The 7,195-nt window shown below is 59.7% G+C and carries 10 protein-coding genes and 1 pseudogene; all 11 read right to left on the bottom strand.

From position 1 onward, the window contains the following. Positions 1-72: 72 nt before the first annotated feature. A pseudogene (locus tag ACW9JE_RS04045) lies at positions 73-903 on the bottom strand (alpha/beta fold hydrolase). A 149-nt stretch (positions 904-1,052) separates the two neighbouring features. Then, positions 1,053-1,409: a 6-carboxytetrahydropterin synthase QueD gene (gene queD, locus ACW9JE_RS04040; protein ID WP_175377670.1), complete on the bottom strand. Its 357-nt coding sequence runs from the start codon at positions 1,407-1,409 to the stop codon at positions 1,053-1,055. A 63-nt stretch (positions 1,410-1,472) separates the two neighbouring features. Next, positions 1,473-1,691 (bottom strand): helix-turn-helix transcriptional regulator, encoded by a 219-nt coding sequence (locus ACW9JE_RS04035; RefSeq protein WP_457432005.1) that lies wholly within the window; start codon positions 1,689-1,691, stop codon positions 1,473-1,475. Between the two features lies 1 nt (position 1,692). Further along, positions 1,693-2,370 carry a hypothetical protein gene (locus ACW9JE_RS04030; RefSeq protein ID WP_457432004.1) on the bottom strand — a complete coding sequence of 226 codons (678 nt, stop codon included), beginning with the start codon at positions 2,368-2,370 and terminating at the stop codon, positions 1,693-1,695. Beyond that, entirely contained in the window at positions 2,367-2,555 is a 189-nt protein-coding gene (locus ACW9JE_RS04025) for a hypothetical protein (RefSeq protein WP_457432003.1), read from the bottom strand. Before ACW9JE_RS04025 ends, ACW9JE_RS04030 begins: the two co-directional genes overlap by 4 nt. After that, positions 2,542-2,736, bottom strand: a complete 195-nt coding sequence (locus ACW9JE_RS04020) for a hypothetical protein (RefSeq protein ID WP_457432002.1) — start codon at positions 2,734-2,736, stop codon at positions 2,542-2,544. Before ACW9JE_RS04020 ends, ACW9JE_RS04025 begins: the two co-directional genes overlap by 14 nt. 42 nt (positions 2,737-2,778) lie before the next feature. Then, the gene (locus tag ACW9JE_RS04015; protein ID WP_457432001.1) at positions 2,779-3,738 is read right to left on the bottom strand and encodes a hypothetical protein; all 960 of its coding nucleotides are present in this window, start codon (positions 3,736-3,738) and stop codon (positions 2,779-2,781) included. Between the two features lie 455 nt (positions 3,739-4,193). Further along, positions 4,194-4,898 carry a hypothetical protein gene (locus ACW9JE_RS04010; RefSeq protein WP_457432000.1) on the bottom strand — a complete coding sequence of 235 codons (705 nt, stop codon included), beginning with the start codon at positions 4,896-4,898 and terminating at the stop codon, positions 4,194-4,196. Next, the gene (locus ACW9JE_RS04005; protein WP_457431999.1) at positions 4,898-5,320 is read right to left on the bottom strand and encodes a hypothetical protein; all 423 of its coding nucleotides are present in this window, start codon (positions 5,318-5,320) and stop codon (positions 4,898-4,900) included. The genes ACW9JE_RS04010 and ACW9JE_RS04005 overlap by 1 nt, the downstream gene beginning before the upstream one ends. 47 nt (positions 5,321-5,367) lie before the next feature. Continuing rightward, positions 5,368-5,583 carry a DUF7220 family protein gene (locus tag ACW9JE_RS04000; RefSeq protein WP_457431998.1) on the bottom strand — a complete coding sequence of 72 codons (216 nt, stop codon included), beginning with the start codon at positions 5,581-5,583 and terminating at the stop codon, positions 5,368-5,370. Next, positions 5,580-7,187, bottom strand: a complete 1,608-nt coding sequence (locus ACW9JE_RS03995) for a DNA cytosine methyltransferase (RefSeq protein WP_457431997.1) — start codon at positions 7,185-7,187, stop codon at positions 5,580-5,582. The genes ACW9JE_RS04000 and ACW9JE_RS03995 overlap by 4 nt, the downstream gene beginning before the upstream one ends. Between the last annotated feature and the right edge of the window lie 8 nt (positions 7,188-7,195).

The raw sequence follows: 7,195 nt of genomic DNA, 5'->3' as shown, positions 1-7,195 counted from the left end.
TCAGTCGATGAATCTGTTGGCTGACACACCGTCTTCGCGAGCAAGCCCGCTCCCACAGGGGATCGGGTTTCTTCAGGGGGTATTGGCTGAGGGCAGGAATCGCAGCAGCGCGGCGACTACGGCTTCAGGCGCATCTTCCTGGACCAGGTGACCGGCATTGGGGATGGCATGGAACTGCGAGCCGGGAATCATCTTGTGCAGCGCGCGGCCGCGTTCGATGGGGATCCACAGGTCATCTTCGCCCCAGAGAATCTGCACCGGGCAGCGAAGGGTGGGGTACAGCGCTTCGACCTCGCGGGTATAGCGCTCGTCCATCTGCGCGATCTGCCGGTAGAACGCCGCTTGCCCGGGATCGCCCAGCCAGGGTTGCACGTAGGGGTCGAGTTCGTCGTCGGGGATTCGCCGGTGGATCGCGCCGCGAATGTAGGTCGGCACGATGGCCCGCTGGATGTAGTCGGGCAATCCGCTGAACGCTGCTTCATGCTGACGCACATGCTGCACGAAGGGCGAGCCCCAGGGCGTCAGCGCAACCGGGTCGATCAGGGTCAGGCTGCGGTAATTGCGAGCATTGAGCAGATGCGCACGCAACACGGTGGCGCCGCCGAAGTCGTGGGCCACCACGTCGGGGCAATCCAGTCCCCAGTGTTGCAGCAACTGCGCCAGCAACTCGTTCTGCACGCCCAGAGACACGTCACCATCGACCTTTTCCTATTGGCCGTAGCCCAGCAGGTCGAAGTAATGCACCCGGTGGGTGGTGATGAAATGCGGCGCGATGCGGTGCCAGACATAAGAGGAGAAGGGCGTGCCGTGCACGAACACCAAAGGCGGGCCGTCGCCGCGCACGGCGTAGCGGACGGAGTGACCGTTAAAGCGGTAGGTCTGGGGCAGGGGCCAATCAGCCATGAAACGCGGTCCTCTCTGCGATGAAACCCTGTAGGAGCGAGCATGCTCGCGATGGAGGCACAGACACCGCGGGGAGTCAGGCTGTCAACGTTATCGTTGACGACCATCGCGAGCATGCTCGCTCCTACAGGGAGCAAGAGCGGAGGAAATTACTCGCCGCGATAGATGCAGCCGCTGGTGCACGTCTCGTGAATACGGATCGCGCTCAGTTCCGGCAGCAGGGGCTTGAGTTCGGCCCAGATGAATTTGGCCAGCACTTCGCTGGTCGGGTTTTCAAGGCCGGGAATGTCGTTCAGGTAATTGTGGTCCAGACGCTCGTACAGCGGCTTGAAGATCGCCTTGATTTCGGAGAAATCGCGGATCCAGCCGGTGTGTGCATCGATCTCGCCGCTGAGGTGAATCGCCACCTTGAAGGAGTGACCGTGCAGACGTCCGCACTTGTGGCCATCCGGGACGTGGGGCAGGCGGTGGGCGGATTCGAACGTAAATTCCTTGAAGATTTCCACGGTATGACCTGTAATGCTGGAGTTTAAAGGGTTTTGAATGAGGTGGTGTTTCTGGTGTACTGATCAATGTACTGATTGATCGTTGCTGGGGTTCAGATCGAGCATCCATTGCGCGATTGCCGACTGACGCCATGCCACCGAATTGGGACCTATTCTAACCTGTTTTGGGAAGGTGCCCTCCCTGATCCGCCGATAAACCGTATTTCGGCCCAGGCCGGTGGTGTGTAGAACCTCATCGAGGCGCAGGAATCGGTCAATGCTTTCGGTCATTGGTTTGTTCATCTCAACCCTCCTTGCTCATGGCGGAATCGATCATGGCGTCTATCTCTTCCATGCTTTCTGCTTGCGAGCAGTCGAAGTTGTCTGAGCTGTTGCGCAGCCAGCGGTAACGCTCGGCGTCCTTGCGTAGCGCTTCAGCTTCAGCCATGAAACATCCATCGCATGGTTCTGCCTTACTCGCCACCCCATCCCTGAACCCTTGCGCGGCAGCGGTCGTCATGTCGACTGCGGTGTATCCAGTCAGCCCGCCCCGCAGGTGCTCTATCATCTTCGCCTGATTGGCGATTGTGGCTTGGGCGGCGATGAGATCCTTGTGAAGCCGGTCAGTCTTTGCCTCGGCCAGCTTTGCCCGTTGTAGATGGCAGTGCGCGACAAGCTCGCTAGCATAGGGGTGGTTGTAGACAATGCGGGTTTGCCAGCCATTCTCCCGCCCACGAGCGGTGTATTCGTCGTAACACTCTTTGCTTATGTCACTCCAAGAGGGAGCGGAAATACCAGAAAACTGATAGATCGGCTGAAAATCCTGCGGCGCAACAGGCGCGTCGGAGAGCGGATGGAACAAATCTCCGCATGTGTACCGACGAAGCAATTTAAGCGTTTCTGGCGCATCAAGCTTTTTGTCGATCGCATGGGATGCTGATCCCAAAAGGCCGCGCGGCACCAGTATCAAGTCGTCATTCATGTCTGTTTCTCCAGTCGGGTTCTATAGGCCTTATTCCAGCCGTCAATCCAGCGCTGCTTGGAGAACGGAGCAGGGTCTTTGTCGGTATCGAATGGGTTCTGCTTGAGCCCGAGCCCCTTGAGGAACGCGGCATAGCCTTGCTCAAATGGGTTGATCTTCTGGCCGTGCAGTTCAGCAGTTGCCATGACGTTCTACCTCGATGCGTTTCTGGATGCCGACCCGGTAACCCTCAGGCCGAAGTGCTGCGGTGCGCTCGATGTTGGCGATCACTCGCTCCACACCGCCGAAAATCGGATCTACGAGGCGACCGGCCTTGATCAACTCATCGGCCAGGTTCCAGCCTTCTCTTTCTTCAATGCGAGACATAGGGGCTCCATGCCGCGCAAGGCGGCAGAAGGTGGTGATGGGTTATGCGAGAGGGGCGTAGGTTTCGCCGCGGCGCTCGGCCGATGACTTGCGGTACGTTTCGTTGGTGTATGGCGCGTCGGGCTCACGGCGGACCAGAGTCATCTGGTAGTTGGCGCCCTTGGCGCGATGCGTGCCGCCGCAATACTTCTCGATCAGGTACTGGGCATCGTGCTTATCGCCTCTCTCAGCCTTGATGCCGGTGCCTATGGTTCCGCCTTTCCACGATCCTTTCTCGGGCCCTGTCTCTCCGTCGAAGGAGATATCCAGTTCGACAAAGGTGCGGGCCGGGCGCAGCGCGCCGAAGTACTTCTTCACCCAGCCAGTGCCTATGCGGTACACGCGCTTCTCCATGTAGCAGTAGGCGCGGATCTCTTGCCCGTCGTAATCCCGGAGCAGGAACACGTAGCGCGGCATGGTGTCCTTGATCGCCCATCTTTCCTTAAAGTCGAGGCTGACACCTTGGCCCTTCTCAACATGCTCGACGCCAGACGCGTCGCAGATGGCATGGAAGACCATATCGAACTCACGCCATGGGAATGAGTTGTATCGAGACTTTGTGGTCCGGGAATCCCAGGTGCTCGGGCCGAAGTTGGTGTGAATACCGTGGGTGGTCAAATGGAAGCCGAACTTACGAGAGTGGTACTCGTAGTAATGAAGGTGCCCGTACTCTGCAATTCGCTTGGCTTCGGCCTCAGGGCTCAGGCTGGTGAAGGTGTGCTGCTCGGCCCACGGCTTGATGATGTTGGGAATTTTGATCCAGGCGGAGAACTTCCAGATCTGGATCACCAGCTTGTTGCCCGGGTAATCGCCTTTGTCACCAGAGGTCAGCGTGATACCCAGCACGGTGTCGCGCTGCCCTTTGTAGTAAAGGTCGATGAAGTTCAGCAGCACGAACTTGTCGTGCCACGGATTCGCCCGGAAAACATTGCGGGACCACCAAGCTTTGATGATTTCGAACATGCAGAAATTCCTCGCCCGCCGTACACCGGCAGGCTCTTGTGTGGGGTAGGGGATATATTTCGCGGTGAAGGCGACAATGAGAGAAAACGGAACTAGCGTTCTATTGTTCGCCTCATCAGTTGCGGCCCAATCAGCTCGTACCTGAAGCAACTGGTGAGGCGGACTTTTTCCTGGTTACCTTGTAGCAGTACACGTAGGCGAACCAGGCGAGGGCGATCATGGCGTCACCTTCGATTCGCGCAGCTTCTGTAGCCTGAAATCCTCTGCCGACCGAGAGCAGCCAGCCTGGCAGCCGTGTTCATGGCAGCCCGTCTGGTTGCAGACTGCGCGGTACCCGGTGCCACCGCAGGAGCTGCAGCTATCTCCGGTATGCGTGGGGCATGGGTATATCTCACCGGCGGCCCCATATTTCTGCCGTCTCAACGGCAGCATGCCTGTTCCAGCATCGAGGACGGTCATGGCGTCACCTGCTTGAACTCGACGACCCAGACCCAGGGGTTTGCGCTCCAGGAGTCAACACCGTTGATGGCTGACCAAAGTTCAGAGAATGCTTTGGCTGCGGTCGTTTGAAGGGGGCTCTTGCCGTCGTCAGGTCCCACCATGTAGCCGGTGCAGATTGGCCAGCCGTCGTCTGGCCGAAAAGCTACACCGACGATTCCCTCGGCCTGGGCCTGCTGTTCGCTGATGTCCTGCAACCTCTCGACGCGCACGTCGGTGATCTCCAGCAGGATACGGCTGACCCAGCGCGGCATGTGGATGGATGGCTTCCACGTTGGCTGCTCTTGCTCGTATGGAGCGAGTCCATCGGCGGCGTACACCAGTTCGCCGTGCTCTCGTGACTGGTCAAGGTCGTGCATATCGGCGGGTTGCAGGTATGGGCCCTGCTGGACTTCGAAGTGATCGCAGTACCAGGTCTCGCGCACCCACAGGCGGTCGCCTGGCTGACCGTACGGGCAGAAGTAGGCCGGTCCAAATGCCACGGGCAGCTCGCGGTTGACCTTTGCCCACTGGGCCTTGGTCATCGTCTCACCCAGTCGTTCCGGATCCAGGCCGCCGGCGAGCGCCCGGCGCGTTACCGTCTTCCTGCCTTCCAGAATGGCGCGCACCATCGGGGCCGAGAACAGGATCGGCCGTTCCTTCGGTTGTGGTGAAATGGTCATCAGCAGTCCGTCCAGTTGAGCTGTTTGATGTAGTCGCCGCCCGAGCACAGGTGCTCGTCGTTGATCGCTTCAATGTCCTTGATGTCAGCGAGAGCCGCTTTCGCACGCTCAATGGCGAGTTCGGCGTGGCTGATCTGGTGCCGCTTGCGGGCCCTGTAGGAAGCCAGTGCTCTGTCTTTCTCTGGGTAAGCGAAGCGCCGCCACGAATCCTTCGATACTCGCTTCGCATCCTTGAAAGCCTTGCCTGTGGCCGCCTGCCGTGCACGCGCCCAGCCTTCCGAGCTTTCGGGAACGATCCAGTAGCAGTGCTCGCTTTCCCGGACCACAACGTATTTACGGCAGACGATCGTCACGCCTTCCGGCCCAATGGAGTCGACGTAGCGAAAGTGGTCTGGCCCTGTGTGCTTGTTTTCTTCAGACATGACTTCGTCCTTGCCGCTATAGCGGCTGACTTTGAAGGGGGAGGGAGTTAGGCTCGGTCGAGCATGTTGAATGCACGACGCAAACAATAAGATCGGACCAGGGAGATCACGGTGTAGATGATGGTTATCCCTATGTTGTCCAGTAGGGATGGGTTAAAGCCGAAGCGTGGGAATACGATGGAATTGGCGATCATGCTAACTATCAGACCGACCACCATGTTGATGCAGGCCTCGAAGGCGCTGCCTTTACGTGATTGGCTCATTGGGCATTTTCCAATTGTTTGAGTATGCGCAGGCCGATCCAGCGAACGACAGTGACCGCCTTGCTGTTGCCGATCGCCTTGTAGCGCGGCCCATCCGGGCATTCGCTGGCTGGCTTACCGCGCCATGGGATCAGCGTGTAGTCGTCCGGCATGCCTTGGAGGCGTTCGCATTCACGCGGGGTGAGGCGGCGGACTCCGGTTTGGCCGGCCGTGATCGGTTGCCCTCGGCCGGTACCGTCCTCGCTACCGTCGAAGCCGTCGGCCTTCAGCGTGTGAGTGATCTCGCCGGTAATGCACACCGCGACCTGGCCGCCTGCGTTGGCGTGACTGCCTGAATGGCTCATCGCGCGGAGGGTCGGCGATATCGATCCAGCATCCGCACCGTGATCCTTGCAGGAGAAGGCGAGCACGGCGTTTTCCATGCCGTTGTTCCGACCGAGCGTGTGCGCCTGATCAATGCGGACATCTGGATCTTGGGTGCCGTGCACAACCAGCAGACCAGATTCCGCATCTTGCTGGGTCGCGCTGCCAGCTGCCTTGCCATTGGCGTTGAGTGTGCCGGCGACGATGAAGGCTTCGGAGTCGGCGCGGTGGCTGCTCTGGGCCTGAGCCCGAAGCGCTGGCGCGGTGATCGGGATATCGTCGAGAGAGTACCCTCCGGACTTTCGTCCGCCGCCGGCCAGAGTCGGCGCGACAAAGAACGTTTCGCTTTCCATGTCCAGGCGCGTGTCCTTCGCCGTCAGGGTGGCTGACCGCTCTACCGACCCTTCCAGACTGTGCCCACCGAACGCCGGTATCCCGCCGAACATAGACACCGCCGGGCCTTCATCACCCTCGCAGTTCACGCAGCCGAACGGTCCGAGCTCTTCGGCGAACACTTCTCCGCATCCGCACTGGAGCGCAGGGCCGAAAGGAGCTGATCCGGTAACGTCTTGCCCCTGGCCTCGGCGCGGCGCAGTATCCCGGCGCAGGCCTTCTCGCTCAAAAAGTACCTCGGTGGGATCGAATCCGTCTCGAGCACTTGCGACAACGAACACACGGCGGCGTCGTTGGGCCAGTCCGAAATATTGGGCGTCCAGGACCCGCCACGCGATTGTTCTTTTGGGTCCATACACACAACCAGCGTTCGGCCATTTTTTCCCTGAAGGCTGCAGTTCGCAGTCTTCCCCAGCAAGCGCGCCAAGAAAGCATCCGAAGGCGTTGCCTTTGTCGCTGAGGACGCCGGGGACGTTTTCCCAGGTGAGGACGACCTCGGGCTTTCGCTGCTGGATTCGAACATGGTCAATTGCATCTGCAAGCTCCACATATTTGATGGTGAGAGCGCCCCGGGGATCGGCCAGGCCTTCGCGCATCCCGGCCACGCTGAACGCCTGGCAAGGGGTACCGCCAACGAGGACGTCCGGTGCAGCGATCTTGCCGGCGAGCACTTTGGCGGCCAGCTTGGTCATGTCACCGAGGTTTGGCGTTTTCGGATGGCGGTACGCCAGCACCGCGCTGGGGAATGCCTCGGTCTCTGCGAACCAGGCCGCGCGCATTCCGATGGCCTTCCAGGCGAGTGTCGCCGCCTCAATGCCAGAGCAGACCGAGCCGTATTCGATTTCCATAGGGGATC

Source organism: Pseudomonas sp. SDO55104_S430 (genome assembly GCF_054070595.1).
This window is presented reverse-complemented; position numbering and strand designations above follow the sequence as displayed.